This is a genomic window from Deinococcus metalli (assembly GCF_014201805.1).
GTDB lineage: Bacteria > Deinococcota > Deinococci > Deinococcales > Deinococcaceae > Deinococcus > Deinococcus metalli.
This window is the reverse complement of the sequence record NZ_JACHFK010000005.1, coordinates 277,336-301,258: the sequence shown is the minus strand read 5'-3', so window position 1 is coordinate 301,258 and position 23,923 is coordinate 277,336. Positions and strand designations below refer to the sequence as shown.

Genomic DNA, 23,923 nt, shown 5'->3' with positions numbered 1-23,923 from the left:
ACCGCAAGAATCCGGTCACGGGGGGCGCACGGGGCGCGTAGCCTGCGGGCATGACCACCGAATCTTCCGACGACGCGGCGCGCTGGGCGGCCGTCCTGGCGCACGACGGCGCCGCCGACGGCACGTTCTGGTACGGCGTGAGCACCACCGGCATCTACTGCCGCCCCGGCTGCCCGTCGCGCCGCCCCCGCCGCGAGCACGTGTCGTTCCACGACTCGCCCGGCGCGGCGGAGGCGGCCGGGTTCCGGCCCTGCAAACGCTGCACGCCGGAGCGGATCGGCGCCGGGGCCAGGGCCGTGGCCCACGCGCAGGCACTGATCGAGGCGGCGCCGACTCCGCCCGCCCTGGCCGATCTCGCCGCGGCGGTGGGGGTCAGCCCCTTTCACCTGCAACGTGTGTTCAAGGCGCGCCTGGGCGTGAGCCCCAAGCAGTACGCGCTCGGCCGCCGCACCCAGAAGCTCAAGGAGGAACTGAAGATGACCCCCAACGTCACGGCCGCCCTGTACGGCGCCGGCCACGACTCGCCCGCCACCTTGTACGCCCCCGCGACCGACCAGCTCGGCATGACGCCCGGTGCGTACGCGCGCGGCGGCGCCGGCGAGCGCATTCACTACGCGGTCACAGACAGCGTCCTGGGGCCGATGCTGGTCGCGGCGACCGCGCGGGGTCTGTGTGCCGTGCGCTTCGGCGAGCCGGACGCCCTGGGTGCCGAACTGCGCGCCGAGTACCCACGTGCGGAACTGGTGGAGGACGCGGCCCTCCTCAGGACGTATGTCGAGGGCGTGCAGGCACACCTGGCCGGCCGCACCCTTCCGTTGACGACAGACGTGCCCGGCACGGACTTCCAGCGGCGCGTGTGGGCGGCCCTGCGCGAGATTCCGCGCGGCGAGACGCGCACCTACGCCCAGCTCGCAGGGATGATCGGGCAGCCGGCGGCGGTGCGGGCCGTTGCCCGGGCGTGCGCCACCAATCCCGTCGCGGTGGTCGTGCCATGCCACCGCATCGTGCCGAAGGCGGGCGGGCACGGGGGCTACCGCTGGGGAGCGGAACGCAAGGCGCGGCTGCTGGAGCTGGAGCGCGCCTGAGCGGGAATCAGAAAGACACGGGTGGGGCCGGTCGTCGCCGCCGGCCCCACCCGCATCCCTCGCTCGTCAGTTCACGAACATGCCGAGGTCGCTGTCCGCACCGCCGACCGGCAGGCCCAGGTGGTCGTAGGCGTGCGCGGTGGCGACCCGGCCACGCGGCGTGCGCTTGATGAAGCCGAGCTGGATCAGGTACGGCTCGTACACGTCCTCCAGGGTCAGGGCGTCCTCGCTGATCGCGGTGGCGAGGGTGTCCACGCCGACCGGGCCGCCGGCGAAGCGGTGGATCAGGGTCTCCAGGTACTTCTTGTCGCGGTCGTCGAGGCCCGCCGAGTCCAGGCCGAGCTTGTCCAGAGCGCTGTGCGAGCGCTCCAGGCTGATGGTGCTCTCACCGGCCACCTCGGCGTAGTCGCGCACGCGGCGCAGCAGGCGCTTGGCGATGCGCATGGTGCCGCGCGAGCGGGCGCCGACTTCCAGCGCGGCCGTCTCGTCCAGACCAAACCCGAGCAGCCGCGCGTCGCGCAGCAGGTTGATGGCGATCTCCTCGGGCGTGTAGTACTCGAGGTGCTCGATGATCCCGAAGCGGCTGCGCATGGGCGCGGTGATCAGACCCGGGCGGGTGGTCGCGCCGACCAGCGTGAAGCGCGGCAGCGGCAGCTCGATGGTCCGCGCGGCCGGCCCCTGCCCCAGCACGATGTCGAGCTTGAAGTCCTCCATGGCCGGGTACAGGTGCTCTTCCGCCACGCGGCCCAGCCGGTGGATCTCGTCGATGAACAGCACGTCGCCTTCTTCCAGGCTGTTCGTGAGGATGGCGGCGAGGTCGCCGGGCTTCTCGATGGCCGGCCCGGACGTCACGCGGATGTTCACGCCGAGTTCGGCCGCGATGATGTGCGCCAGCGTGGTCTTGCCCAGGCCGGGCGGGCCGAACAGCAGCGTGTGGTCGAGCGCCTCGCGGCGGCCCTTGGCGGCCTGGAGGTACACGCCCATCTTGTCCTTGAGCTTCTCCTGCCCCACGTACTCGGCCAGGGTCTTGGGCCGCAGGGCGGCGTCGAGTCCGGAGGCAGCATCGGTCATGGGGGAAGTGTAGCGCAATTTAGCTGTGAGCGGAACTGGCCCGGAAGAATTTGACAGGACACGCGACCCGGCGTACACTGAAGTGTAAGAAAGATGACGCTCTGGCTGCGGCTGGAGCACCCCGCCCGCGCTCCTCTCCACCGTGGTCCGGCCAGACGTCGGCCCACGGCGGAGCGGCTCGCACTGTCCTTCCCGGAGGTTCCCCATGACTGCACTGACGCACCCCGCCGGCACCCCCACGTGGTTCGACCTGAGCACCGGCAAGCCCGAGGAGACCAAGGCCTTCTACAGCGCTCTGTTCGGCTGGACCTTCGAGGACCAGGGCGCGGACTACGGCCACTACCACCGCGTCCGGAAGGGCGGCGAGGAGATCGCGGGCTTCATGGCGAAATCCCCGGACATGGCCGGCATGCCCAGCATGTGGACCGTGTACTTCAGCAGCGACGACGCGCAGGCCGACGCCGACCGCATCCGCGAGCTGGGCGGGAATGTGATGGTCGAGCCCATGCAGGTGCACCGCATGGGCCACATGCTGGTGGCAACCGACCCGACCGGCGCGGCCTTCGGTCTGTGGCAGCCGCTGGACTTCCACGGCTACACCGTGGCCGGCGCGCATGGCGCGCCCGCGTGGCAGGAGGTGCTGACCCGCGACAGCTCCGGCGCCCGCGCGTTCTACACCACCCTGTTCGGCGCCGACTCCGATCAGATGCCCGGCGGCATGACGTACTACACGCTGAAGAAGGACGACGTCGAGACCGCCGGCATCATGCAGATGGACGACGGTCACTGGCCCGCCAGCGTGCCCCCGCACTGGATGACGTACTTCGCCGTGGACGACATTCAGCAGGCCGTGAAGACCGCCGAGGCGAGCGGCGGCACCGTGACGGTCACGCCCTTCGACTCGCCGTTCGGCACGATTGCCGTCCTGGCTGATCCGGACGGCGCCACGTTCAGCGTGATCCAGCTGAAGCGCTGAGCACCAGCAGGCACGGCCGGCCAGGGAGAGCAAGGTGCTCCCTGGCCGGCCGTCGTCGTGGCTTACGACCCGTACTGCTTGATCAGGCCCGGCAGGTCGCGTTCCAGCGTGCCGTCGATCACCGCGCCGTTGCCGTACACCCGCACGAACCGGCCCCCAGTGTCCACGACGCTGACCTGATCGCCGTGCAGCAGTTCGGCCGGCGCGGCGCTCACCGTGGCCGCGTCGTGCGCGCCGCCGTCATGCGCGCCGTGCTCCGCGAGCGGCGTGACCAGCCCCACGAACATCGCCTTCGCCGCCGCGTTCACCGCCTCTGAGGTACCGGTCAGGCCGGTGAACGTCCCGTCGAACTTGTCGAGGTACGCGCGCACCACGTCCGGGCGGTCATGCGCCGGATCGACGCTGATGAACTGCACCTGCACCTTCCCGCGCTGCGCGGCGTCCAGCCGGCCCCAGGTGTTCTTCAGGCTCGCCAGCGTGGCCGGGCACACGTCCGGGCAGCGCACGTACCCGTAGAACACCAGCCGCATCCGACCATCCGAATGCGCGAGCGTGGTCGACTGGCCCCGGTCATCCAGCAGCGCGACCGCGGGCAGCGGCGTGGGCGTGTCCAGCGCGTCGCCGCCGCTCACGCCGGGGTTCGCCTGCCGGTACAGCAGCAGGCTCGCCAGGATCGCGGCCACGGCCAGCAGCGCGGCGGTCAGGATCTTCATTCGGGCAGGCTAGGGCAGCCGGCGGGGCGGGGTGTCCCAGCACCAACGGACGAGAGGACCGACCGCAGTCAGTCCCCTCATTCAGGCGTTTGAAGTTGTGGACTTCGCCCGCCGGCCCGGCGGTTGACGCCGAATCGATCTCAGCGCCTCACACCCGGTTTACCACGCGTAGAAGATCGCCACGATGAACAGCCACACCACGTCCACTAGGTGCCAGTACAGGCTGGCGGGCGTGATCGAACCGTGGTTGTGCTTGTCGATCTTGCCGGTCATCGCCTGGAAGTACGGCAGGGCCACGCCGGTGCCGCCGATCAGGATGTGCAGACCGTGCAGGCCGACGATGGTGAAGAAGCACGACTGCCACAGGTTCTGACGCCAGTCGCTTTCATGGCCGAAGAGGCTGAACTCGTACACCTGGAACAGCATGAACAGCGCGCCCAGCAGCAGCGTGACGAACAGGCCGATGCGGAAGCGGGTGACCTTGCCGTGGTGGTTGTCCTGCTCGGCGCGGTGGATCACGAACGAGCTGCTCACCAGGATCAGGGTGTTCAGGGCGGCCAGCCAGATGTTCGGGCGCAGCGCGGGCGGCTCGGCGTGACCGCTGATGCGCAGGTACACGTACCCGGCGATCAGCACGCCGAACAGGCCGACTTCCGAGATGATGAACCACGCCATGCCCAGGAAGCCGTTGTCATACTTCGTGAGGAAGTGGTGCTCGGTGGGTTCCTTGTACTCCGGTGTGCCGGCCCACTTGAACAGGCCGTACAGGAACAGCGGAATGCTGAGGTACAGCACGATGCTGGCGAACACGTGCCCCGGCGCCGCGCTGAAGAAGGGCCGCAGGCCATCGGCCGGCGTGTAGTTTGTGAACCACCCGAAGCTCAGTCCGTAGCCCATCAGCAGCATGCCCACGGCCGTGATGAAGGGGCCCCACGAGTCCTGCGGCAGGTGGATGGTCTTGGGATCGACCGGGGTCAGGGTGTCGCCGTTCTTCTCCCAGTCGTACAGCGGACGCTCGGTGGGGAAGGTGCGCGGGAAGTCGTGCGCGAAGTTGTACGCGGCGGGCGGGCTGGCGGCCGTCCACTCCAGCGTGAAGCCGCCCCAGGGGTTCGGCGACGCGGTCGCGGGCACGCGTACGCTCTGCCACATGTTCCACACCCACACGATGCCGCCGGCCAGCAGCGTCAGCGCGCCCAGGGTGGAGATGAAGTTCAGTTCGGTCCACGCGAAGTTGCCGTCGGGGTACGTGTAGTAGCGACGCGGCATGCCGAGCAGGCCCAGGATGTACTGCGGCAGGAAGGTCATCCACGAGCCGACCATGAACAGCCAGAAGTGCGCCAGGCCCAGCTTCTCGTTCAGGAAGCGCCCGGTCATCTTCGGCCACCAGTAGTAGATGCCGCCCATGGCGAGGAACGCCGTGCCGAACATCATCACGTTGTGGAAGTGCGCGACCACGAAGTACGACATGGTCACCTGGTAGTCGAAGGGAATCATGCCCAGCGCCACGCCGGTGATCCCGCCGATCAGGAAGTTGAAGATGAAGCCCACCAGCCAGTATGTGGGGGTGCGCATCATGATCCGCCCGCCCCACAGCGTGCCGATCAGGTTGAAGATCTTCACGCCGGTCGGCACGGCCACGATCAGCGTGGCGATCATGAACGCGATCTGCCAGCTCTCGGGCAGGCCCACGGCAAACATGTGGTGCACCCACACCAGCAGCGACACCAGCACGATCCCCAGGATCGAGTACACCATCACGCGGTAGCCGAACAGCGGCTTACGCGCCATGGTCGAGGCGATCTCCGCACCGATGCCCAGGTACGGCAGCAGCATCACGTACACGGCGGGGTGCGAGTAGAACCAGAAGAACTGCTGGAACATCACGGGCACGCCGCCCATGCCGGGGTTGAACATGCTCAGGCCCAGCTTGATTTCCAGGAAGGTCACGAGCGCCGCGGCGGTCAGGCCGCCCAGCGAGATCAGCTGCAGGATGGAGGTGGCGAAGATGCTCCACGCGAAGATCGGCATCTTCCACAGGCTCATGCCCGGCGCGCGCATGTTCACGACCGTGGCGGCGAAGTTGGCCGAGCCCAGCAGCGACGCGATGCCGTTCAGGGTCAGCGCGACCATCAGTACCGACACGCCCGTCTGGTTGGCGTCCACCGACAGCGGGTAATAGAAGGTCCAGCCCACGCTGGGCGCGCCGCCGTTGGCGAGGCCCAGCACCACCAGGATCAGCGAGAAGATGAACAGCCACACCGCGAAGGTGTTCACGCGCGGCAGCGCCACGTCGCGCACCCCGAGTTGCAGCGGCAGGATCCAGTTCCCGAAGCCGAACAGCCCGATGGGAATCAGGAAGAAGAAGATCATCAGGGCGGCGTGCAGGGTCAGCACCTGGTTGTAGCCGGTGCCGACCAGGAAGGTGTTGTTCGGCAGCGCGAGCTGCAGGCGGATCGCCACGGCGAGCAGGCCGGCGATGGCAAAGCCCAGGATGGACGTGCCGATGTAGAGCGTCCCGATCTTCTTGTGATCGGTGGTCATCATGTAGTCCTTGATGACCTCCCATACAGAGTGGCGGGGCGCGGTGACCGGCTGGGACGGTGGGGCATGCTGAATGGTCACGGCGTTCCTCCTGCGGTGGGCGCTCCCATCACGGGCGTGCCCTTCCAGTAGTCCGCTTCCGCCGGCAGCTGCAGGCTGCGCAGGTACGCGGCGATGTCGTCGATCTCGGTGTCGGTCAGCGTGCCGCCCTTGACGCTCTTGCCCTGCACCAGGTACTCACCGCCGTCGTAGCGGGGCATCAGGCTGCCGGGCTTGACGACGGGGCTGTGTTTGAGCCAGGCATGCAGCTCGGCGGCGGCCTTCTCGTCGGTCCAGTGCGCCTCGGTCATGGCCTCCCAGATGCCGGCGCCCAGCGTGCGGCGGGTGCCGAAGAAGCTCAGGTCCGGCCCGGCGGCGCCGGCGGCGGTGGTGCCCTGAACGCGGTGGCACGACGCGCACGCGACCGCGCCCGTGGAGGGCTTGCCCTGCATGAACAGCGCGTAGCCGCGGGCCTCGGCGCTGCCGGGCGCGGGTTCCGGCGCGCGGTAGGCCTGCATGGCATTCAGCGTGGCGGTGTAGCGCGCCTGCTCCAGCACCACGACCTTGTAGCGCATGTTGGCGTGGCTGGCCCCGCACAGCTGCGAGCAGTTGCCCTGGTACGCGCCGGGACGGTCCGAGTCGATCATCCAGGTCTTCTTCACGGCGGGCATGGCGGCGCGCTGACCGCCGACGTTCGGCGCCCAGAAGCCGTGGATGACGTCGCCGCTGGTCACGGTGACGGCGACCGGCTGCGCGGCGGGCATGATCATCTCGTTGCCGTTGGTGACCACACCGCCCGCGGCGGCCGTGGCGGCCGGATACCCGAAGTTCCACCAGAACTGCCGCCCCAGCACGTCGATCTTCGGGGCCTCGGCGTTCACGTTGTTCACGACCGCGAGGCTCTTGACGGCCAGCACGCTCAGGCCGAACACGATGATCACGGGCACGACGACCAGCGCGACCTCCAGGCGGTTGTTGCCGTGGAACTGCGCGGGCTCTGCGCCGTGCCGGTCGTCACGGAACTTGCTGACCGTGTAGAACAGCGCGTACGACACGCCGACGAAGATGATGATCGACAGCGCGATGGCCCACAGGCTCATCCACCAGATCTCACGGTTGTAGGCGGACGACATGTCGCCGATCGAGATGCTCTGCCGAACCTGCTGGCAACCGCTGAGCAGCGCCATGCCCAGTGCGGCGGCCAGGGCGCCCGTCCGGCCGACGTGCCTCCGGGTGCCGCGGTGGCGGTCTTGGGTGGTGTTCAAGATCACTCCTTTCCTCTGCCCTGCAGTTTAGTGCGTCCGGACGCCGGGGGTGCGGCGTTCACCCGGTCCGGCCGCGCGTTCCAGCGCTCCGTCTCGACCGTTCGGTCAGGCATACCCGCCATGGAACACCATGAGTCCCGGGTAAAGTGTCCTGCCCGCGGCCCATCCGCCCGGTTCAGCCGAGGTGCGCGAACAGGGTGCGGTCGGCGGCGCCGGCCACGAACAGCAGCGCCAGATACAGCATCGAATACAGGTACAGCGGCACCGCCACGCGGCGCTCGACCACCTGGCCCGACGCGACGTGCCGGTACAGCCGCCACGACAGCACCAGCAGCCACGCTCCCAGCGCGGTGGCCAGCACGAAGTACAGCGCGCCCACCTCGTGGAAGAACACCGGCATCACTGAGAGCACCACCGTGTAGATGGCGTACAGCCCGATCTGCGCGACCGTCAGCTTCTCGCCGTGCACGACTGGCAGCATGGGAATGCCGACCTCGCGGTACTCCTCCTTGATCATCAGGGCCAGCGCCCAGAAGTGCACCGGTGTCCAGAAGAAGATCACCGCGAACAGGAACCACGCGAACAGGTTCAGGTCGCCGGTCACGGCCGCCCAGCCGACCAGCGGCGGGAAGCACCCGGCCGCGCCGCCCAGCACGATGTTGTGCCACGTGCGGCGCTTGAGCAGGGCGGTGTACAGCCCCACGTAGGTCACGAACCCCGCCAGGCTCATCCATGCGGCCAGCGGCGTGGCCCACACCCACAGCGCCACGAAGGACAGCACCTGCAGCGCCGCGCCGAACACGGCCGCGTCGCGGGTGGAGATCAGCCCGCTGGAGGTGGGCCGCTTGGCGGTACGCGCCATCTTCAGGTCGATGTCGCGGTCGATGATCATGTTGAACACGCCCGCCGACCCGGCCGACATGTATCCGGCCACGCTGACCACGACCAGCAGCCACAGGCCCGGCCAGCCGCGCGCGGCCATCACCATGGCGGTGACGGTCGTCCACAGCAGCAGGCTGATCACCTTGGGCTTGGTGAGCGCCAAGTAGTCCCGCCAGGTGGCGCGGACGGGCGTGGCGGACGACATGCCCGTCACCGTATCAGAGCGCGTGACGTGGTCGGAGGCGGTCATGCGCCCACCCGGCCGGCGACGGTGCGCGGCGCGCCCTGCACGGTCAGCGCCGTGAGCGCGAAGTACACCAGGGTCAGCGTGGCCAGCCACAGCGCGCACGCCAGCGCGAGGTGCGAGAGCTGCAGCCACGCCGGAGCGCGCAGCGCCACGTTCAGGAAGCCCAGCACGAGCTGCGCGGCGATCAGTCCCCACACGGCCACGCTCCAGCGCTCCACGCCCGGCGAGGGGCGCTCGCGCCGGAACCAGGCAGCCAGCCACACCAGAAACGCGCTCACCACGATCGCCAGCATGGGGTGGATCACGCGCAGGTTCTGGAGCACGTTCGCCGTGGCCGCGTAGTCATGCTTCACGGTGTCGATGGGCGTGCCGTCGGCGGGCAGGAACAGCAGGTCGCCCAGCGCGGTCACGGCGCCCGCCATGCCCAGCAGCAGCAGCAGCGCCAGGGCCACGTAGCCCAGCGTGCCCGCCCGGCCCTGCCTGCGCAGCCGTACGGCCGGCGCCCCCGACGCCCACAGCGCCGTGAGCAGCAGCGCGCCCAGCAGCGCGAAGGTGTTCGCCAGGTGTACCCCCTGCACGAAGCCGCGCGCCGGGTCGGTGGAGGTCGCGGTCAGGCCCAGCAGCACCTGCACGCCGCCCACCAGCCCCTCCAGCACGATCAGGCCCAGGCTCAGGGCCGCGCCCAGCCGCGCCGGGTGGCCCTTCGGGGTCACGCGGAAGGCCAGCACGACCAGGGCAATGGCCAGCAGCCCGCTCGCGCCACTGGTCAGCCGGTGACTGAACTCGATGACCGTGTGCAGGGTCGGACTGGGGGGCAGCACCACTCCGTTGCACAGCGGCCAGTGCGCGCCACAGCCGGCGCCCGAGGTGGTCAGGCGCACCACGGCCCCCCACAGGATCACCAGCACGTTGTAGGCCAGCGCCGCCCACGCCAGCCGGGGCAGCCACACGCCCGCACCCGCGCGGGCAGCCGTCAGCGTTCCACTCACTCCTCCACCGCCTTTTGCCTTCGCCGGCCACGAGCGGCGAAGTCCACGGGCATTGTATGCACGCCACCCGCCGGAGAATTGTCCCCACAGCGCCCGGACACCTGACCCGACGCGCACCCCCTAGACTGCGCGGGTCATGGCGGAAACGATCAACCAGTGGTCAGTCATCACCATCGTCCTGAGCGGGGTGGCCCTGCTCGTCGGGGTGTACTTCATCCGCCACCGCAACCGCGAGGCGCACATGCGGGCGATGATCGTCGCGTCCAGCCTCGCCACGCTGTTCCTGGTGCTGTACCTGACGCGCCTGGGCCTGGGCTACGAGAAGAAGTACGTCGGGCCCAACCACGGCGCATATATCGCGCTGCTGATCAGCCACATCATCCTGGCCGCCGCGAACCTGCCGCTCGCGCTGGGCGCTCTGTTTAACGCGTACCGGGGGCTGAAGGCGGCGGGGAACCTCGGCAACATCGACGCGCCGGGCGCGCGCGTGTACTTCAACCGGCACCGCGCGTGGGTGCGCTGGACCGTGCCGGTGTGGCTGTACGTCGCCGTGACCGGCTGGATTATCTACCTGCTGCTGGGCCGCTGGGGCGAGGTCATCAAGGGCGCCTGAAGACGCTCCGCGGCGCGGCCGGGTCTAGACTGCGCCGGTGAGTGCGCCGCCCGAATCCGCCGCCCTGCCGGCGACCAGCACGTCCGTTCTCCAGCTCCCGGAATTCCGCGCCATGCTGCTGGCCGCCGTGACCAGCACCCTGGCGGGCCGCGCCGTCGCCCTGACGGTCGCGTACCAGCTGTACCAGATCACCAAAAATCCCCTTACCCTCGGCATCCTGGGGCTGGTCGAGGCGATTCCTGCGCTGAGCCTCGCGCTGCTGGGCGGCGTGGTCGCGGACCGCAACGACCGGCGCCGCATCCTGCTGGCGACCATCACCGTGGAGGTCGTGTGCGCCGGGTGCTTCGCGCTGTACGCCCCGCACGCTCTGGTGGGCGGTACGCTGCCGATCCTGGCCCTGATCTTCACGCTGGGCGTGGCGCGCGGCTTTTCCGACCCGGCGCTGCCCGCGTTTCAGGCACAGGTCGTGCCGCGCGACCTGCTGCTGCGCGCCAGCGCGTGGCGGTCGAGCGCGTGGCAGGCTGCCGGGATCGCCGGGCCGGCGGTGGGCGGCGTGCTGTACGCGTCGGTCGGCCCGGCCGGTGCGTACGCCTTCGCGTTCGTGCTGTTCGTCGTGTCGCTGGGCTGCGTGCTGTACGTCAAACCCAAGCCCCGCCCCGCGTTCACACCCGGCGAACCCATCTGGGACAGTGTCAAGGCCGGGCTGGCCTTCGTCATGCAGCGGCAGGTGCTGGTCGGCAGCATGGCGCTCGACCTGTTCTCCGTGCTGTTCGGCGGCGCGGTCGCCCTGCTGCCCATCTTCGCGTCAGACATCCTGGCGGTCGGCCCGAAGGGGCTGGGCGTGCTGGTCGCCGCGCCCAGCATCGGCGCGCTGCTGGTGATGCTCTACGCCACCCGGCACCCGCCCGGCAAGGGAGCGGGCCGCATCCTCCTAAGCGTCGTCGCGGGCTTCGGCGTGTGCATGATCGTGTTCGGCCTGTCGAGGAACTTCTACCTCAGCGTGGCCGCCCTGATCTTCGCGGGCGTGTTCGACGGCATCAGCATGGTCATCCGCAGCGCCACCCTGCAACTCAAGGCGCCCGACCACATGCGCGGGCGCGTGAACGCCGTGAGCGGCATGTTCATCGGCGCCAGCAACGAACTCGGCGCCTTCGAGAGCGGCGTCGCCGCGAAGCTGCTGGGCACCACCCGCAGCGTGTGGCTGGGCGGCATCGTGACGTTGATCGTGGTGGGCGTGACCGCCGCCCTCGCCCCGGAACTGCGCGCGATGGACCTCACGGACGTGGCGGAGGACTGAACCGGTAGTGCGCCGGGGTCTCCCCTGCCCCTCTGCTACCCTCCCTGCATGAAACGCAGCATCCCGGAGTTGCAGGGCTCCGAACAGCCGCTGGTGATGGTCACTGCCTACGACTACCCTGGCGGGAAGCACGCGCAGGCGGCGGACGTCGACGTGATCCTGGTGGGCGACTCGCTGGGGAACGTGGTGCTGGGCTACGACAGCACCGCCCCGGTCACGCTGGGCGACATGATCCACCACGCGCGGGCGGTGCGGCGGGGAGCGCCGGACACCTTCATGGTGGTGGACCTGCCATTCGGGACGTACCACACGGGCACACAGGACGCCATGCGCAACGCCGTGAAGGTGATTCAGGAAACCGGCGCGGACGCCGTGAAGATGGAGGGCGCGACCACCGAGATCCTGCAGGTCGTGGACACCCTGACCCGCAACGGCATTCCCGTGATGGGTCACGTGGGCCTGATGCCGCAGACCGCGACGGCCCAGGGCGGCCTGCGCGTGCAGGGCAAGGACGACGACACGGCCCGCCGGACGCTGGAGGGCGCCGTGGCGCTGGAACGCGCGGGAGCCTTCGCGGTGGTGCTGGAGGCGATTCCCGCGCGGCTGGCGCGGCTGATCTCGGAGCGGCTGGCCGTTCCGACCATCGGCATCGGGGCGGGCGTAAACTGCGACGGACAGGTGCTGGTCACGCACGACCTGCTCGGCATGTACGAGGGCGAGGACAAGAAGATCGCCAAGCGCTACGCCGAGATCGGGAAGCTGTCGCGCGAGGCCATCGCCGCCTACGCCGCCGAGGTGCGCGCCCGGCAGTTCCCCGCCAAGGAGAACTCCTTCGTGATGAAGGACGACGTGCTGGACAAGCTGTACTGACAGCGGTCACTCTCTCTGCTCGCCCCACAAGAGTTAAAGGGCATGCCCTGTCAACTCTTGTGGTTCCCGCTGTGAGGTGTCGCTCAGCCTGGGGACACCGGCACCAGTTTCCAGAGCTGACACGCGCCGTTCAGATACGCCGAGGCGGTGTCCAGGCCGATCGGCCCGGCGCACTGGGCCGCATCGAGATACTGCCCGGTGGATTTGAGCTGAAGGCGTGACCAGCCGTCCGTGTCGGGCACCAGCCGCCATTCCTGACACGCGCCGTCCTGGACCGTGGACCTGGCACCCACGACCACGGGGCTCGCGCAACCCGGCGCGTCGAGGTACTCGCCGCTGCTCTTGAGCTGCACGCGGGCGTACCCGCCTCCCACGTCCACGAGGGTCCACAGCTGACAGGCGCCGTCGGCGTATGTCGAGCCGGGATTGAGGGCCAGGGTCGTGGTGCAGTGGTCAGCGTCGAGGTACTTCAGGTTGCCCTTCAGCTGAAGGCGGTAGTACGTGGCCTCCACGGGCGGGGTCGAGGTGCAGGCGGCCAGGAGCAGGCTGAGTCCGGCAAGAACAGCGGTTCTGGACATGGGCAATCCTTTCCCTGAGGAGGTCAGCCGGCGGCCAGGGAAGGCCGGGGCGGCGAGATCTGCTGTCGACTGTCACGCCGCGCGCACTGCGGTTGCTCTGCCACCTCCCCCTTCTGACCGACACAATGCAGCCCGGCCGGTGATATCCGGATCAGGAATGGAGGCCCCGGCGCCGGTCGCTGGCCACAACGCCGGGGGCGGAGAGCCTGAATCCTCTGCTCCCCGCCCCCGGCGTTGTGGTGCGGGCGTTCCTCGGCAGCGCGCCCTGCCCAGTGCGGCCAGGTCCCGGTCACGCCGCCCGACTCGGGTTAGGGGTACAGGCCGCGCAGCGCCCGCGCCTCCAGCACCCGCGTGCACGCGACGATGTACACGGCGGTGCGGAGGGTCACGCCGTGGCGTTCCTTGACGTCCCACAGGCTCTGGAATGCGTCGCGCATGATGCGGTCGAGGCGCTGGTTGATCTCGTCTTCCGTCCAGAAGAACGAGCTGAAGTCCTGTACCCACTCGAAGTAGCTGACGGTCACGCCGCCCGCGTTGGCGAGGACGTCCGGCACCACGGTGATGCCCTTGTCGGCCAGCAGGTCGTCGGCGGCGGGAATGGTGGGGCCGTTGGCGCCCTCGACGATCAGCCGGGCCCTGATCCGGTCCGCGTTCTGGAGGGTGATCTGTTTTTCCAGCGCGGCGGGGATCAGGACGTCGCAGTCCACGCCCCAGAAGTCGGCGGCGGCGATCTCCTCGCTGCCGGGCAGACCCACAATCCGGCCGGTGGCGCGCAGGTGCGCCAGGGCGGCGGCGGGGTCGATGCCGGCCTCGCTGTGGATGGTGCCGGTGACGTCCTGGATGGCGACGATCCGCGCGCCGTGTTCATGGAAGATGCGGGCGGCGGCCTCACCGACGTTCCCGAAGCCCTGCACGGCGATGCGCGCGCCCTGCATGGGCAGGCCGAGTTTCTGCATGGCCTGCGCGCCCGTCACGAACACGCCGCGCCCGGTGGCGTCCGAACGGCCCAGCGAGCCGCCCAGGCTGACGGGTTTGCCGGTCACGACGCCCGTGGCGGTGCGGCCCACGTTCATGGAGTACGTGTCCATCATCCACGCCATGGTCTGCGGGCCGGTGTTCACGTCGGGAGCAGGAATATCCTTGTCCGGCCCGATGATCAGGCCGATCTCGCTGGTGTAGCGCCGCGTGATGCGTTCGAGTTCCCCGGTGGAGTACTGCCGCGGGTCGAGGCGGATGCCGCCCTTGCCGCCGCCGTACGGCAGGTTCACGGCGGCGTTCTTGATGGTCATCCACGCCGAGAGGGCCATGACCTCCGACAGCGTCACGTCCTGGTGGAAGCGCACGCCGCCCTTGGCGGGGCCGCGCGACGTGTTGTGCTGCACGCGGTAGCCCTCGAAGTGCGCCACCGAGCCGTCGTCGAGGTGCACCGGGATATCCACGACCAGAATGCGCTTGGGCCTCTTGAGGGTCTCGACCCAGAAGGCCAGCTTGCCCAGGTACGGCGTGACGCGCTCGACCTGCTCGAGGAAGATCTCATACGGCCCGATGTTGTTCGGGTCGAGGTAGCTGGGAATGGCGTGCGCGCGCGCCGGAGCGGGCGCCGGGGAGGACGGGTCGTGCGTGGCGGTCATCGGGAAACTCCTTGGATGGGAGAGGGAATCGGGTCGAGGTGCAGGACTTCGCCGGTCTGGCGGCCCGCGCGTTGGCGCTTGTTGTCCCTACGCGCCGGGAACCTGGTGGTCACGGATACACCCCACGCATCACGGTCGCGTTGTTCAGCCGGTTGAGCGCCACGGCGTAGGACGCGGTGCGCAGGTCGACCCGGCGGGTATCCGCGAAGGCCATGACCTCGTCCACGGCGGCGTTCACGCGCTGGTCGATGGCGCGCTCGATCTCGTCCTCGGTCCAGAAGAAGTTGCTGGCGTCCTGCACCCATTCGAGGTAGTTCACGACCACGCCGCCCAGGCTGGCGACGAGGTCCGGAATCACGGTGACGCCCTGGGCGCGCAGGAAGCGTTCGGCCTCGGGCAGCACGGCGCGGTTGGTGGCCTCGACCACGTAGTCGGCGCGTACGGCGTGGGCGTTCCCGGCATGCACGGCGCCGTAGTCGTAGGCGAGCAGCAGGACGTCCACGTCCAGTTCCGCCAGCTCGTCGGCGCTGATGTCGGTGCCGAAGCCCTGCACCGAGCCGGTCTGCGCGCGGTGCGCGGTCAGGGCGTCCAGGTCCAGGCCGCCGCTGGCGAAGGTGCCACCGCCCTGGTCGCTGACGGCCACGACCAGCGCGCCCTGGTCCGCGAGGGTCTGGGCAGCGGTGCGGCCGACGGCGCCGTAGCCGTACACGGCGGCGCGGGCGCGGTTCAGGCTGCGGCCGTCTCGTTCCAGGATGCGGCCGGTGACCAGCGCGGCGCTGCGGCCACGGGCGTCCTTGCTACCGTAACTGCCGCCCAGCGGCAGGGGCTTGCCGACCACCACGCCGCTGATGGTCTCGCCCGTGTTCTCGGCGTAGGCGTCGAGAATCCACGCCATGACCTGCTCGTCGCTGCCGATATCGGGCGCCAGGATGTCGGTGCCGGGGCCGACGAATTCCACGAGTTCGCTGGCGTAGCGCCGCACCAGACCCTGAAGTTCGTGGGCGCTGATGCTGCCGGGGTCGACGTCGATGCCGCCCTTGGCGCCGCCCAGCGGCAGATCGGCCACGGCGGCCTTGAGGGTCATGATCGCGGCGAGCACCTCGCACTCATGCGCGCCGATGCCCGAGCGCAGCCGCACGCCGCCCATGCTGGGGCCGCGCGAGGTGTTGTGCACGCTGCGGTACGCGCGGAACATCCGCACGTTGCCGTCGTCCATGCGCACCGGCAGGTTCAGGCTGACGGTGCGCCTGGGGTACTTGAAGTACGCGAGCGACTGGTCGGTCACGTCGCAATGGGGCAGGGCCATCTGGAGCTGTTCCATGAGGCCCTGCCAGTTGAGTCCTGATGCCCGCATTCGCTGGTCTCCTTCGCGGGCCGCGCCACCGGGGCGCGGCGGGGTGGAATGTCCTGTCTTCCGGAGCATACACGCATAGACAACTTCATCGGGACGTGCCGGCCCCTTCGGATGGGTGGTGTGCTCCTACACCGGGTGGGACGTGGGGCCGCCCACATCCTCACCGCGCGGACAGGTGGCGTCAACCCCACGAAATGCCGTTGAACACGCGAAAAATTGGGAAGCGGTTCCAGCAGGATTCCGGTTTGCCGGCTGGCCGTTCACCTGGCGAATGAAAAGAGCCGTCCGGTTCCCCTGGACGGCCTGGATACTGGAACGGTCAGCGGGCGCGTTCGATCTCTCGGACGGCCAGGCGCTCCAGCTCGTCACGCGCCTCGGAGGGCGGGAAGACCGCCAGGGCGTCCACGGCCAGTGCGGCGCGGCGGCGGATCTCATCACGGGTCCGCAGCACCACGCCCTCCTGCGCGGCCAGTGCCCGTACCCGCTCGACATCGCCGTCCTGCGCGGCGCGGCGTTCCAGCACGGTCCGCACCTCGGCGCCGTGCGGGCCGTCCAGCAGGTACAGCAGTGGCAGGGTGGCTTTGCCCTCGCGCAGGTCGCCGCCCACCGGCTTGCCGATCACCGCTTCCTCGCCCGCGAGGTCGAGCAGATCGTCCTGCATCTGGAAGGCCATGCCGTACTCGCGCCCGAAGATCGCCAGGGCCCGCTCCTGCTCCGGCGAAGCGCCCAGCAGCAGGGCCGGCCCACGCGCCGCCAGCTGCGCCAGGGCTGCGGTCTTGCCGTGGATGACGTTGAGATAGTGCTCCAGCGTGTAGTCCTGGTACGCCGCCACCTGGAACTGCAGCACCTCGCCCTCGCAGATCACGCTGGCCGTCTCGCCGAAGATCCGCGTGAGGCTCGCGCCGCCCGGCATGTCCGCAAGCAGCATCAGCAGCCGCGAGAGCATGAAGTCCCCGCTCATCACGCTCACCACGTTCCCGAAGCGTCGGAACGCCGCCTGGTGACCGCGGCGGGTATCGGCGTCGTCGATCAGGTCATCGTGCAGCAGCGACGCCGAGTGCAGCAGTTCCACGCACACGCCCAGGTCCACCACGTGTGCCCACGCCGGACCGTGCGGCGCGGCGCCCAGCACCTGCGCGGACAGGTACGTGATCAGGGGCCGGGTGCGCTTGCCGCCGGCTGCGACCAGATCCTCGCCGATCAGCTCGATGAACTCCACCCTCGAGCGCAGCACGTCCCGCAGCCGCGTTTCGAACGCGGCATCCGGCACGCCCAGCGCTGCCCCGATGGTCATGCTGGCAGTATAGGAAACGGCCTCAAGGCAAACGTACCGGCCCTGACCGTCTTGACGCGCTGCGCGCGGGCGGCGCCGGCGGGACGTTCTCCCTCCAACACGGGCGCGCGCCGTGCTACAACGTCAGGATATGGAAAGCGTCGTTGCCCTCTTCCGTGAACCCGGTCAGGCCCAGCAGGCGCTGGAGGCCCTGAAGACGCGCGGCTTCCAGCGTGATCACCTGGGCTTTGCCCTGTCCGACGTGGTCGCCGAGGACACCATCGCGCAGGCGACCGGCGTGAGCCCCGAGGCGGGCGCGCCCGGCGGCACCGGCAGCGTGATCCGGGGCGCGGTCATCGGCGTGGTGGGCGGTCTGGTCATGACCGTGCCGATCTGGCTGCTGCTGGTGATCATTCCGGCCACGCGCGTGTACTCGCACGGCGGCGTGCTGGGCATGCTGTTCGGCGTGATCGGCGGCGCGGCGCTGGGTGGGCTGTTCGGCGCGCTGGCCGGCAGCGACCACGGCGATTACGTGAAGCTGCTGCGCACCATGGGCGTGCCGGCCGCGCAGGCCGAGCGCTTCCAGGCGGCGCTGCGCAGCGGACACACCATGGTGATCGCCCGCGATCCCGGCGGCGCCCGCACCGACGAGGCCCTGAGCCTGATGCGCCGCCACGGCGCCGTGCGCCTGGAAGATGCCGTGGGCCGCGGCCAGCTCCAGAGCGAACGCACCGGTCACTGACAGCGCATGCAGGAGCGGCGGACGATCTCGTGTCCGCCGCTTTCGCGTCTCCCGCCTTCACGGGCCGCCGGGGAAATCCTTACACTTCGCCCGGATTTCCGCGCTAGACTGCCGGGCATGTGGGTGTCCACCAAAGCACAGTACGGCCTGCGCGCCCTGGTCGAGATCGGCCGGCACGGTGGACAGCCCGTACCGCTCAAGGACGTCTCGGAGCGCCAGGGCATCAGCCAGCACTACCTGGAACAGATCGCCAGCAACCTGCGCCGCGCCGGGTTCATCCGCAGCACGCGCGGCGCACACGGCGGCTACCGCCTGTCCCGGCCCGCCGCCGAGATCAACGCCTACGACGTGGTCACGGCCATGGAGGGCTCCATCGCCCCGGTGTCGTGCGTGGAGGACGACCACACCTGCAACAGCCAGAACGTGTGCGGCACGCAGGGCCTGTGGCAGCGGGTGGACACCGCCCTGCGCGACGTGCTGGGCGGCACTACCCTGGCCGACCTGATCGTGGAGAGCGAGACGCAGCAGCACGCGCGTCTGGTGCAGATCGAACCCGCGTTCACGCGTCTGTGAGCCGGCGCACGACCCCCGCACTATCCTGACGGGCGATGTACGCCTCGCTCGCCAAGCCGCTGCTGTTCCGCCTGGACGCGGAACGCGCCCACCACCTCACCCTGGACCTGCTGGAGCAGGCCTCGCGGGTGCCCGGCTGGCCCGCCCTGGCACGCGCCGTGACCGCCCCAGCCGACGCGCGGCTGGCCCAGACCGTGTGGGGGCAGTCCTACGCGTCGCCGGTGGGCCTCGCGGCGGGTCTGGACAAGAACGGCGTGGCGGTGCCGGCCTTCGGGGCGCTGGGCTTCGGCTTCCTGGAGGTGGGCACCGTGACCCCGCTGGCGCAGCCCGGCAACGACCGCCCGCGCCTGTTCCGCCTGCCGCCGGACGACGCGCTGATCAACCGCATGGGCTTCAACAACGACGGTGCCGGGGCGCTGCACGGCCGGCTGGCCGCCCTGGGCACGCGCCCGGTGCCGATCTGGGTGAACATCGGGAAGAACAAGGTCACGCCCAACGAGGACGCCACATCCGACTACCTGACGTGCGTGCGGACCCTTCAGGAGGTCGCGGACGCCTTCGTGGTGAACGTCAGCAGCCCGAACACGCCGGGGCTGCGGGCCCTCCAGGCGGCAGACGACCTCGCGCTGCTGCTGCGCGCCGTCGTGGCCGAGGTCGACGCCGGGCGCGTCCGGACGCTGCGGCGCCCGCCGGTGCTGGTCAAGCTCGCGCCGGACCTGCACCCCGACGACTTCGGGGCGAGCGTGCAGGCCGCGCTGGACGCGGGCGCACAGGGCGTGATCGTCAGCAACACGACCCTGAGCCGCGACGGCCTCACGCACCCCCACCGCGCGGAGGCGGGCGGTCTGAGCGGCCGACCCCTCACGCGGCGCTCGACCGACCTCGTGCGCGGCGCGTACCGGATCACGCGCGGGCGCATCCCGCTGGTGGGTGTGGGCGGCATCTTCAGCGCCCAGGACGCCTACGACAAGCTGCGGGCCGGCGCCGCCCTGGTCGAGGTGTACTCCGCGCTGATCTACCGCGGTCCGGGCCTGGTGCGCGACCTGAACCGGGGCCTGGCGCGTCTGCTGGAGCGCGACGGCATGAGTAGCGTGACGGACGTCATCGGCGTGGATGCGTAAACGGCATCCAGCCGGGCCTCAGAACTGACGCCCGCTGGTCAGCCTGCGTAGCCTCCCTCCGTCCGCCTGCTAGCCTGGATTTATGAAGATCCTGGTGGTAGGCGGAGCAGGGTACATCGGGTCGCACACGGTGCGGCAACTGCGGCGTGCCGGACACGAGGTCGTGGTACTGGACAACCTTTCCAGCGGGCACCCGGAGGCGCTCCCGGCCGACGTGGAACTCGTCCGCGCCGACCTGCTGGACGCCGGCGCCGTCAAGGACACCCTGATCCGCACCCAGCCGGACGCGGTCGTCCATTTCGCCGCCCTGATCGAGGTGGGCGAGAGTATGCGCGCGCCCGGCCGCTACTACCGCAACAACGTGGTCGGCAGCCTGAATCTGCTTCAGGGCATCGTGGAGACCCGCAAAATTCCGCTGGTGTTCAGTTCCACGGCGGCCGTGTACGGCACCACCGACGCCGTGCCGATCCCCGAGAACGCCGCCATGCAGCCCGAGAGCGTGTACGGCGAGTCCAAACTGATGACCGAGCGCATGATCCACGCCTTCGGGGCGGCACACGGCCTGCCGTACACCATCCTGCGGTACTTCAACGTCTGCGGGGCGTCTCCCGCCGGGGACATCGGGGAGGCGCACGCCAACCAGACGCACCTGATCGAACTGGCGTGCCTGACGGCGCTGGGGCAGCGCGAGAAGATGATGATCTTCGGCGAGGACTACCCCACGCCGGACGGCACGTGCATCCGGGATTACGTCCACGTGCAGGACCTGGCGGACGCGCACGTGCTGGCCGTGGAGGCGCTGGGAGCAGGCACGCAGGAGGCCGCCACGTACAACGTCGGTCTGGGCCACGGCTTCTCGGTGAAGCAGGTGCTGGACGCCGTGGACGCGGTGACGGGGACGCCGCTGAAGCGCGAGATCGCGCCGCGCCGGGCGGGCGATCCGCCGCGGCTGGTGGCGGACGCCACGAAGATCGTGCGTGACCTGGGCTTCACCCCGCAGTTCACGGACCTGCAGGAGATCGTGCAGACCGCGTGGAACTGGCACAAGTCCCATCCGCACGGCTTCAAACAGTAGGGCCGAGACGGTCGTCGGCGGGTGGCGTCAGGATGAGCTGCACCTCGACAGGCAGTTCCTTGTCCTCCTGGGTGACGCGGAGGGCGACGCTGAGTTGCGGCAGGTCCCAGCGCACCGTATCTCTGTCAGCCGACAGGAGGGGGGAGCCGAGGGCTGGGCTCGCCTCCTGCGCCCACGCATGCATGAGTGTTCGGGCTTCCTCGGACCGCCTCTCCATCACCGCGTAGTGGTCGTCCAGATCCTCCGGCGAGTAGTCGCCCTCGCCCGACAACAGGTCGAAGAACAGTTCCGAAGCGTACAGGGTCGTCATGGCGACCTCCAGCCGTGGACCCAGGGCAGCGTCATCCTCGCCGCCCAGGAGGGCCAGGGGCAGGTCGTCCGCGATGTAGAGTTGGCACTCTGGACCGATCGCCTCCTTCCAGGGGAGGTTGAGGGTGGCGATCACGAGCCACCCTGCCGGCGCGATGTGGCAGGGCGGGATTTCGGGATCGGGGGCCACACCGAAGCGTACCCCCATCCTGGGTTCACCCGTCCGCGGCGGACATGCCTACAGTAGGGCCATGCCAGTCACAGCCCTGCTGTTCGACGCCGAGGGACAGGACTCCAGCATCGATCTGAACCGCGGCCTGCCGCAGGTGCAGCCGCACCAGCTGCTGTGGGTGGACGTCCAGGCGGAGGGAGACGGGGCTCTGCCGAGGCTGCTGGAGCGGCTGCCGCTCGACGAACCCACGCGCGCGTGGCTGCTGGACACCAGCGACACCCCGGCCCTGCACCGCCTGGACCACGCGGTCCAGCTGCGCGTCAGTGCCCTGGAGAAGGCCGAGCACCACTACCGCACCGTGCCCGTGCGCTTCGTGGCGGGGCAGAACATCGTGTTCACCGCGCACGAGGGCCGCGTGTCCTTCCTGGAGGCGTTCCGCGCGCTGCTGGAGGCCGACACGCAGCTCGGGCAGCTGGACGCCGCCGCCTTCCTGGCAGTCGTGCTCACGCACCACGTAGAGGGCTACTACCGTCAGCTCTCCCCCATCGAGGACAACGTGGACCGGCTGGACGAGCACATCCTGGCCGAATCGCGGCAGGGCCGGCGGCACCTGGCGATCCTGGTGGGCCTGCGCCGCCGCGTGAGCGAGTTGCGCCGCCTGCTCTCCACGCACCGTCTGGTGTACCTGGCACTGGCCAGCCCCGATTTCGCGGTGTACCGGGACGACGAACCCGAGGAACGCCTGGCCCGGCTGTTCCAGCACTTCGAGCGCACGCAGGAGGCGATCGGGCACACGCGCGAGACGGTGCTGGGTTCCTTCGACCTGCTGATGAGCAGCACCGGACAGCGCACGAACGAGGTGATGCGCGTCCTGACCGTCGTGACGGTCACGCTGGGCATCGTGGCGGCGGTGGCGGGCCTGATGGGCATGAACTTCCAGGCGGACGTCTTCAAGGCCGGCAACAGCGGCTTCCGGGACGTGCTGATCGGCAGTCTGGCGCTGATCGCGGCCGTGATCGGCGTGGGCCGCTGGGCCGGCTGGTTATGACCAGCGGGACGTGCGCCCGCACCCCGGCCGCGGCGTCCTCTACCCTGAGTCCATGACTGTCTCCGCCACCACCGACCTGAGCGCCCACATCCTGCGCGGCCTGCGCGACCTCGCGGACCTGGTGGCGCTGGAGAGCGTGTCTGCGCAGGGCCGCATGCTGAACGAGACCGCCGACGCCGTGCAGGCCCTGCTGGAGGCCGAGGGCTTCACGGTCGCCATGTTTCCCGGCCAGGTCGCCCCGGTGCTCGTCGCCGAGGCAGGCGAGGGTCCCTTCACACTGCTGATCTACAACCACTACGACGTGCAGCCCGAGGACCCCGCCGGGCTGTGGGAGAGCCCGCCGTTCACCCTCACGGAGCGCGACGGCCGCCTGTACGGCCGCGGCGCGAGCGATGACAAGGGAGAATTCGTCTCCCGTCTCGCGGGCCTGCGCGCCCTGCGCGACCGCCACGGCGGCCAGCTTCCCCTGAAGGTCAAGTGGCTGCTGGAGGGCGAGGAGGAGGTCGGCAGTCCCAGTCTGGCGTCCTTCGTGGCCGCGCACGCCGCCGAGTTGCGCGCGGACGGCGTGTGGTGGGAATTCGGCTCGATCACGCCGGAGGGCCGGCCGGTGCTGTACGCAGGCCTCAAGGGCATCATCTGCGTGGAACTGCGCTGCCGGGTGGCGGCCAGCGACCTGCACTCCTTGAACGGCCCAGTCGTGGACAACCCGCTGTACCGCCTGAGCCGCGCCGTCGCCTCGCTGCGAGACGACGACGGCACCGTGACCATCCCCGGCTTCCACGACGACATCCGGCCCGAGACTCAGGCCGACCTCGACGCCGTCGCCGCGCTGCCTGGCCACGGCGAGGCCCTGATGGACGGCTACAGCGTCACCCGCCGCCTGGGCGAGCCGCAGGACTTCCACCGCCGCCTGAACCTGAAGCCCGTCGTGAATGTGAACGGCTTCCACGGCGGTTACGGCGGCCCCGGCAGCAAGACCGTGCTGCCTGCCGAGGGCACCGTCAAGCTCGACTTCCGCCTCGTGCCGGACCAGGACCCTGCGAGGGTCGTCACGCTGCTGCGTACCCACCTGGACGCCCAGGGCCTGCACGACATCGAGATTGTCGAACTGGAGAGTCACGAACACCCGTCCCGCAGCGACCTGACCAGCCCCTTCGTGCAGATCGCCGCCCGCGTGGCCGAGCATGTGCACGGCCACCCGCCGCTCCTGCACCCCAGCTCCGGCGGCAGCGGCCCCATGTACCCCTTCATGCAGCACGTCGGCGCGCCCGTCGTTGCCATGGGCATCGGCAACCCCACCGGCCGCGTCCACGCCCCGAACGAGAACATCCTGCGCCGCGACTTCGAGAAAGGCGTGGAATTCGCCCTGGAATTTATGGACGCCCTGTCGAAGGGCTGAAAGAGGTCACCCCCTCCTAGCCTCGGCAAACAGCTTGCTAGCCCCTCAAAACGGGGAGCT

At 69.7% G+C, this 23,923-nt stretch carries 22 protein-coding genes; 11 read left to right on the top strand and 11 right to left on the bottom strand.

From position 1 onward, the window contains the following. Window positions 1–50 precede the first annotated feature (50 nt). Window positions 51–1,085 carry a bifunctional DNA-binding transcriptional regulator/O6-methylguanine-DNA methyltransferase Ada gene (ada, locus tag HNQ07_RS12115; RefSeq protein WP_184112090.1) on the top strand — a complete coding sequence of 345 codons (1,035 nt, stop codon included), beginning with the start codon at window positions 51–53 and terminating at the stop codon, window positions 1,083–1,085. 66 nt (window positions 1,086–1,151) lie between these two features. Here ada and ruvB read toward each other — a convergent pair whose 3' ends face one another. Next, window positions 1,152–2,156 carry a Holliday junction branch migration DNA helicase RuvB gene (ruvB, locus tag HNQ07_RS12110; protein WP_184112088.1) on the bottom strand — a complete coding sequence of 335 codons (1,005 nt, stop codon included), beginning with the start codon at window positions 2,154–2,156 and terminating at the stop codon, window positions 1,152–1,154. A 205-nt stretch (window positions 2,157–2,361) separates the two neighbouring features. On the opposite strand from ruvB, the gene HNQ07_RS12105 reads away from it, so the two are divergent. Next, window positions 2,362–3,132: a VOC family protein gene (locus HNQ07_RS12105; RefSeq protein WP_184112086.1), complete on the top strand. Its 771-nt coding sequence runs from the start codon at window positions 2,362–2,364 to the stop codon at window positions 3,130–3,132. Between the two features lie 62 nt (window positions 3,133–3,194). On the opposite strand, the gene HNQ07_RS12100 is transcribed toward HNQ07_RS12105, so the two are convergent. From HNQ07_RS12100 to HNQ07_RS12080, 5 genes are all read right to left on the bottom strand, one after another. Next, on the bottom strand, window positions 3,195–3,845 hold the full coding sequence (locus HNQ07_RS12100) for an SCO family protein (RefSeq protein ID WP_184112084.1): 651 nt from the start codon (window positions 3,843–3,845) through the stop codon (window positions 3,195–3,197). Window positions 3,846–4,004: 159 nt separating this feature from the next. Next, on the bottom strand, window positions 4,005–6,467 hold the full coding sequence (locus tag HNQ07_RS12095) for a cbb3-type cytochrome c oxidase subunit I (RefSeq protein ID WP_184112082.1): 2,463 nt from the start codon (window positions 6,465–6,467) through the stop codon (window positions 4,005–4,007). Next, window positions 6,464–7,690: a cytochrome c oxidase subunit II gene (gene coxB / locus HNQ07_RS12090; RefSeq protein ID WP_260322889.1), complete on the bottom strand. Its 1,227-nt coding sequence runs from the start codon at window positions 7,688–7,690 to the stop codon at window positions 6,464–6,466. Before coxB ends, HNQ07_RS12095 begins: the two co-directional genes overlap by 4 nt. 175 nt (window positions 7,691–7,865) lie before the next feature. After that, window positions 7,866–8,777, bottom strand: a complete 912-nt coding sequence (locus HNQ07_RS12085) for a heme o synthase (RefSeq protein ID WP_184112196.1) — start codon at window positions 8,775–8,777, stop codon at window positions 7,866–7,868. A 41-nt stretch (window positions 8,778–8,818) separates the two neighbouring features. Beyond that, on the bottom strand, window positions 8,819–9,808 hold the full coding sequence (locus HNQ07_RS12080) for a COX15/CtaA family protein (protein ID WP_184112080.1): 990 nt from the start codon (window positions 9,806–9,808) through the stop codon (window positions 8,819–8,821). 136 nt (window positions 9,809–9,944) lie between these two features. On the opposite strand from HNQ07_RS12080, the gene HNQ07_RS12075 reads away from it, so the two are divergent. From HNQ07_RS12075 to panB, 3 genes are read left to right on the top strand one after another with little or no spacing between them, the layout of a single operon-like run. Next, window positions 9,945–10,421 carry a DUF420 domain-containing protein gene (locus HNQ07_RS12075; RefSeq protein ID WP_184112078.1) on the top strand — a complete coding sequence of 159 codons (477 nt, stop codon included), beginning with the start codon at window positions 9,945–9,947 and terminating at the stop codon, window positions 10,419–10,421. 37 nt (window positions 10,422–10,458) lie between these two features. Continuing rightward, window positions 10,459–11,718 carry an MFS transporter gene (locus HNQ07_RS12070; protein WP_229831960.1) on the top strand — a complete coding sequence of 420 codons (1,260 nt, stop codon included), beginning with the start codon at window positions 10,459–10,461 and terminating at the stop codon, window positions 11,716–11,718. Window positions 11,719–11,766: 48 nt separating this feature from the next. Continuing rightward, window positions 11,767–12,588 carry a 3-methyl-2-oxobutanoate hydroxymethyltransferase gene (panB, locus tag HNQ07_RS12065; protein ID WP_184112076.1) on the top strand — a complete coding sequence of 274 codons (822 nt, stop codon included), beginning with the start codon at window positions 11,767–11,769 and terminating at the stop codon, window positions 12,586–12,588. Window positions 12,589–12,671: 83 nt separating this feature from the next. On the opposite strand, the gene HNQ07_RS12060 is transcribed toward panB, so the two are convergent. From HNQ07_RS12060 to HNQ07_RS12045, 4 genes are all read right to left on the bottom strand, one after another. After that, the gene (locus tag HNQ07_RS12060; protein WP_184112074.1) at window positions 12,672–13,166 is read right to left on the bottom strand and encodes an RICIN domain-containing protein; all 495 of its coding nucleotides are present in this window, start codon (window positions 13,164–13,166) and stop codon (window positions 12,672–12,674) included. Window positions 13,167–13,474: 308 nt separating this feature from the next. After that, complete coding sequence (locus HNQ07_RS12055; protein WP_184112072.1) at window positions 13,475–14,797, bottom strand: Glu/Leu/Phe/Val family dehydrogenase; 1,323 nt, start codon at window positions 14,795–14,797, stop codon at window positions 13,475–13,477. Between the two features lie 109 nt (window positions 14,798–14,906). Then, entirely contained in the window at window positions 14,907–16,151 is a 1,245-nt protein-coding gene (locus tag HNQ07_RS12050; protein WP_184112070.1) for a Glu/Leu/Phe/Val family dehydrogenase, read from the bottom strand. Window positions 16,152–16,470: 319 nt separating this feature from the next. Further along, window positions 16,471–17,445 carry a polyprenyl synthetase family protein gene (locus tag HNQ07_RS12045; protein ID WP_184112068.1) on the bottom strand — a complete coding sequence of 325 codons (975 nt, stop codon included), beginning with the start codon at window positions 17,443–17,445 and terminating at the stop codon, window positions 16,471–16,473. Between the two features lie 130 nt (window positions 17,446–17,575). On the opposite strand from HNQ07_RS12045, the gene HNQ07_RS12040 reads away from it, so the two are divergent. The 4 genes from HNQ07_RS12040 to galE all read left to right on the top strand — a co-directional run bounded on the left by HNQ07_RS12040 (window position 17,576) and on the right by galE (window position 20,935). Beyond that, on the top strand, window positions 17,576–18,166 hold the full coding sequence (locus tag HNQ07_RS12040; RefSeq protein ID WP_184112066.1) for a general stress protein: 591 nt from the start codon (window positions 17,576–17,578) through the stop codon (window positions 18,164–18,166). A 117-nt stretch (window positions 18,167–18,283) separates the two neighbouring features. After that, on the top strand, window positions 18,284–18,739 hold the full coding sequence (locus HNQ07_RS12035) for an RrF2 family transcriptional regulator (protein WP_184112064.1): 456 nt from the start codon (window positions 18,284–18,286) through the stop codon (window positions 18,737–18,739). 35 nt (window positions 18,740–18,774) lie between these two features. Next, window positions 18,775–19,860: a quinone-dependent dihydroorotate dehydrogenase gene (locus HNQ07_RS12030; RefSeq protein WP_184112062.1), complete on the top strand. Its 1,086-nt coding sequence runs from the start codon at window positions 18,775–18,777 to the stop codon at window positions 19,858–19,860. Between the two features lie 82 nt (window positions 19,861–19,942). After that, the gene (gene galE / locus HNQ07_RS12025) at window positions 19,943–20,935 is read left to right on the top strand and encodes a UDP-glucose 4-epimerase GalE (protein ID WP_184112060.1); all 993 of its coding nucleotides are present in this window, start codon (window positions 19,943–19,945) and stop codon (window positions 20,933–20,935) included. Here the strand turns inward: galE and HNQ07_RS12020 are convergent. Continuing rightward, entirely contained in the window at window positions 20,925–21,380 is a 456-nt protein-coding gene (locus HNQ07_RS12020) for a hypothetical protein (RefSeq protein ID WP_184112058.1), read from the bottom strand. The two genes, galE and HNQ07_RS12020, sit on opposite strands and share 11 nt — an antisense overlap. A gap of 115 nt (window positions 21,381–21,495) precedes the next feature. Here HNQ07_RS12020 and HNQ07_RS12015 point away from each other — a divergent pair, with 115 nt between their 5' ends. Together HNQ07_RS12015 and HNQ07_RS12010 are read left to right on the top strand one after the other, a co-directional pair. Then, on the top strand, window positions 21,496–22,464 hold the full coding sequence (locus HNQ07_RS12015; protein ID WP_184112056.1) for a magnesium transporter CorA family protein: 969 nt from the start codon (window positions 21,496–21,498) through the stop codon (window positions 22,462–22,464). A gap of 52 nt (window positions 22,465–22,516) precedes the next feature. Then, a complete protein-coding gene (locus tag HNQ07_RS12010) occupies window positions 22,517–23,863 on the top strand; it encodes a M20/M25/M40 family metallo-hydrolase (RefSeq protein ID WP_184112054.1) in 1,347 nt (448 codons plus the stop codon). The last annotated feature ends 60 nt before the right edge of the window (window positions 23,864–23,923 follow it).

Bases quoted from the DNA above. Each gene is read 5' to 3' on its own strand.
- ada (WP_184112090.1), top strand. From the start codon at position 51: ATGACCACCGAATCTTCCGACGACGCGGCGCGCTGGGCGGCCGTCCTG.
- ruvB (WP_184112088.1), bottom strand. From the start codon at position 2,156: ATGACCGATGCTGCCTCCGGACTCGACGCCGCCCTGCGGCCCAAGACC.
- HNQ07_RS12105 (WP_184112086.1), top strand. From the start codon at position 2,362: ATGACTGCACTGACGCACCCCGCCGGCACCCCCACGTGGTTCGACCTG.
- HNQ07_RS12100 (WP_184112084.1), bottom strand. From the start codon at position 3,845: ATGAAGATCCTGACCGCCGCGCTGCTGGCCGTGGCCGCGATCCTGGCG.
- HNQ07_RS12085 (WP_184112196.1), bottom strand. From the start codon at position 8,777: ATGTCGTCCGCCACGCCCGTCCGCGCCACCTGGCGGGACTACTTGGCG.
- HNQ07_RS12075 (WP_184112078.1), top strand. From the start codon at position 9,945: ATGGCGGAAACGATCAACCAGTGGTCAGTCATCACCATCGTCCTGAGC.
- panB (WP_184112076.1), top strand. From the start codon at position 11,767: ATGAAACGCAGCATCCCGGAGTTGCAGGGCTCCGAACAGCCGCTGGTG.
- HNQ07_RS12060 (WP_184112074.1), bottom strand. From the start codon at position 13,166: ATGTCCAGAACCGCTGTTCTTGCCGGACTCAGCCTGCTCCTGGCCGCC.
- HNQ07_RS12055 (WP_184112072.1), bottom strand. From the start codon at position 14,797: ATGACCGCCACGCACGACCCGTCCTCCCCGGCGCCCGCTCCGGCGCGC.
- HNQ07_RS12050 (WP_184112070.1), bottom strand. From the start codon at position 16,151: ATGCGGGCATCAGGACTCAACTGGCAGGGCCTCATGGAACAGCTCCAG.
- HNQ07_RS12045 (WP_184112068.1), bottom strand. From the start codon at position 17,445: ATGACCATCGGGGCAGCGCTGGGCGTGCCGGATGCCGCGTTCGAAACG.
- HNQ07_RS12040 (WP_184112066.1), top strand. From the start codon at position 17,576: ATGGAAAGCGTCGTTGCCCTCTTCCGTGAACCCGGTCAGGCCCAGCAG.
- HNQ07_RS12035 (WP_184112064.1), top strand. From the start codon at position 18,284: ATGTGGGTGTCCACCAAAGCACAGTACGGCCTGCGCGCCCTGGTCGAG.
- HNQ07_RS12030 (WP_184112062.1), top strand. From the start codon at position 18,775: ATGTACGCCTCGCTCGCCAAGCCGCTGCTGTTCCGCCTGGACGCGGAA.
- galE (WP_184112060.1), top strand. From the start codon at position 19,943: ATGAAGATCCTGGTGGTAGGCGGAGCAGGGTACATCGGGTCGCACACG.
- HNQ07_RS12015 (WP_184112056.1), top strand. From the start codon at position 21,496: ATGCCAGTCACAGCCCTGCTGTTCGACGCCGAGGGACAGGACTCCAGC.
- HNQ07_RS12010 (WP_184112054.1), top strand. From the start codon at position 22,517: ATGACTGTCTCCGCCACCACCGACCTGAGCGCCCACATCCTGCGCGGC.